At 39.0% G+C, this 3562-nt stretch carries 2 protein-coding genes; both read right to left on the bottom strand.

Translation table 11 applies throughout. The annotated features are described in order from the left end of the window. Nucleotides 1–2936: DUF6443 domain-containing protein (locus tag MM239_RS20590; RefSeq protein ID WP_241350213.1), on the bottom strand; the 2936-nt coding region annotated here is incomplete at its 3' end. A 41-nt stretch (nt 2937–2977) separates the two neighbouring features. Next, on the bottom strand, nt 2978–3562 hold a 585-nt coding region (locus tag MM239_RS20585; protein WP_241350212.1), incomplete at its 5' end, for a hypothetical protein.

Below are 3562 nucleotides of genomic sequence, written 5' to 3'. Positions count from 1 at the left end.
TCAAAGAAAAGGTAATTCAAGTATGCAGGAGGAGCATCATTATTGCTATCCCTTTTACTTAGTATACCTGCAAGGCTTCCTGTTTCAGAACCTGTATTTGCCATCCTTGCTGCCATCCCTCCATCTACTCCAAAACCAGTAGGATTACCTCCTGTAAGTCCCATCAATACAGCCATTACAGCAGGGTTGGTTTTTGCATCCCTAAGGTCTATGTATTTCCCAAATACTTCCATCCTCACTGTGTCCCCTGGAAGTACACTGACAGTCTTTGCCAAACCCATATTTTCCCCATATCCACCCGAAAGTCTCATGGCATATTCACTTTCATATCCATCAGTATGGTTCATCATTGTTGAAGCTATTCTGGTGACATCTTCATAACCGATAAACTGCTGGGATTCTGAATCAATAGCATCTAGCTCAAATCCAGCCGAGGTAGTGAACACACTTGGATCTTCTTGAAGCACTACACGTGTATTTCCTAAATAATCTGTCAGATAATATTGATAACTGAGCCCTGTATTCATTCGAACCCTGCCAAACTCATGATTGATATCAGTCAATACCCCGTTTTCATAGACTAGCTCTCCGACATATTGGATAGTTTTATTTCCTGTGGGAAATCCTGAAATTGTTTGTTTCAATACCGCTCCATTGGGTGAGTAGGTATAATTGATTTCCTTACTACTTCCAAACTCAATCTTTTCTGGCCTGTCCAGTATATTGTAAGTGATGTTGGTAATACCCTTGTTTCTATCCAACTTCAAAAACCCATTTGGATTGTACTCATAATCTATCCCAGTAGCATTTCCATCGTTAAAACCATCCGCCTTGTTGCTTGCTGATGCCGCATCCGTCACAGAGGTAAGTTGGTTGCCACTGTAGGTATAGGTCAATTGGTCAATCACTGCCGCAGTCCCCGATTTCTCTCTTCTCCTATTTAGGGTAGTTATATTGCCATTGGCACTGTAGGATATGTTATTTTCAGTAAAAAAGTCATTTGTTGTCCAAGTTGTGCCCGATTTCTGTTTGTAAACTGATGATGTCAAACGTTTAGGCACATTGTAAGTGTAGGTGTAACTTCTTTCAAGTTCACCACTGCCCATATGTTTCCATTGATTGGATGAAATCATACCGTCAAAGCGAGAAGTATTAGCGTTGCCAGCTGCCTTTTGATAATCCAGTTTCTGCTGAAAAACAACATTGTTATTGGAATAAAGATACTTTATCTCTGAGAGCCATCCCTGAATGGTGGTTTCCGACTTCTGTTTGTAGAGGTAATTATTTCCATTGTTTCTGCTGTGGTGAATCACTTCCACTGGCCCTCCCAATTCGTTGTAGGTATAGCTTGCCAGCAATACATTTGGCTGAGAGTTTACTTTATGATACTGCCTTAACACCCTACCTGCATGGTCATAAGTATATGATCTTTCTATACGAGCCATTTCAGTAGTACCTTGTCTATAAATATTCAATGTTTTCTGAACTTCACCAGAGAATGCGTATTGAGTAACCGTTTTCACAAATCCGCTAAGCTGATGGGAAGATATCTGCTGAATAGGTTGGTAATATTTATCGAAATAAGTCACACTGTACATCCATGGATTCCCGCCTCCAAGCTGTCTGGATTTCGAGCCCGTGGACAGTCCTTTGACGCTGGTAAGCCTGGTGCCGCTATATCCTGAAACAGCTCCATACTGATAGTTTGCATTGGCATTTGACCAATTGGGTAAATCAATGAAATAATAGTCATCATAATACTCAATTGTCAATAAATTTGATTCCTGTACTGTGGTTGGATAAGTCCGGTTTAGACTATATCCAACGCTGGTTGAATTCCTGATTTCATCTCTAGTTATTGAATTGGCTACAGCAGTTGTTAGCGCAGCTCTTGTAGAAGAAGAAGTGAATACTCCGGTCATAATAGGCCTATTGTGAATGTCATATTTTACAAATGTCCACTCCTTTGGGTTTTTTGATCTTTGTAGTGAATCCTGACTTAACACAGGTCGATCCCAACGATCATAAATAGTATATACCCATCCAGCCCCAGGTGTTTTTGTTCCAATTTTTCTTCCTAAAGCATCGTATTCATGCTGAAAGCACCACATATCCACGTTTGCTTGAGTGGGTGTTAATATTGTTGAAGCTTGAGGAGGAATTACAAAAATAAGCTCATTGTAATCATTGTAAACATAATAAGTATTGAGCCATGTGGTTCCTGTTGCTTGATTCTGAGATAAAACAACTCTTCCCATCCAATCTGTGTATTGCCGATTGACAAGTCCAGCACGATCAATGGTCTCAGTATATGACAGTTCACCATTCAGATAGGTTGAGGTAGATCTCGGTAATGAATTGACAATCGTCCATTTCCTAACACTGAAAACTGCTGAATTCACTTTGGAATAAACAGAATCAAACTTAGTTTCAAAGCCCGCTCCAATTTCATTTGATCTTAAAGGCGTGTCATCAGGAGAATCTTCAAATATGGTATTTAAATATGGGCGAGTATCCTGAGGGATTCCAAAATTAGCAGTGTTGTAAAAGTTCCTTTGCTGAATTGTCGGACTTGGCTTGAAAGACCCTGTCCCCAATGATGCCGTATATGGAAGAAAAGTAGTGTCTTGCCTTCCTTTATTATCATAAGCATAGGGCTGAACAATATCCTTTTTGCTTGGACTTGCTTGCCAGATAACGTCTTGAGATTTTCTCCCAAGATGATCAAAATAGGAGATACTTACCGCTTTACCGGTTGATTGGAGATTGATTACTTGTGCATCTGTAGTAATATTAGGAACGAAAATCCTTTCTTTCCTAATCAAATTTCTTTCAACAGATAGCGTCTGAGAAATAGATTCATTTATTAGAGATACATATATTATAACTATTAACAAATACCCCTTGAATGCTATATTATTAATGTATGTTTCCATAGCCTAAAATTTAAATCATTGAAATATTTTAGAAAGCTTGATTAATTATCAGAACCATCAGAAGTAATTCCTATTCCTCCCCATCCCCCACCGCAACCAGGTGTACTCTGATAATAGTCTAAGAAAGAACTTGAAACCACAGAGCTATTACACACATCTGTCACCGTACATCGTATTTGATAAGAAGTTGGTTGTGATTCAAAGCCACCAAAAAATAATGCTCTATCCGAGTTACCTCCAAATGTACTCCAATTCGTGTGTGTTGTCTGTTTAAATTCCCAATGATATGAATATACACCTTGACACCCTGAGCCATTAATTTGCGCGATAAATTCTGTTCCACTATAGGGATTGTTATTATTAACTGTACAAGTCCCATAACTAGGAGGATAAGCTCCACACAAATCCACACTCACAGGGCCATCAACACATATAGATACGGATAGCGGACTATTTACAAGCATAGGAAAAGTCTTAACCACAGGTGGATATTCATTTGAGGTCATTGTCGCTGTTACAACATATAAACCACTATTTGGGTAAGAAATATTAACCGATTGTCGATTGTCGTTATAAACAACTCCATTACCCATATTCCAACTAATCGTATGTGTACCTCCAGTTGG

Source organism: Belliella filtrata (genome assembly GCF_022549775.1).
In the GTDB taxonomy this organism is placed as follows: Bacteria; Bacteroidota; Bacteroidia; order Cytophagales; family Cyclobacteriaceae; genus Belliella; species Belliella filtrata.
Note: the sequence above shows the minus strand (reverse complement) of the source record. Positions and strands in the feature narration are given on the sequence as shown.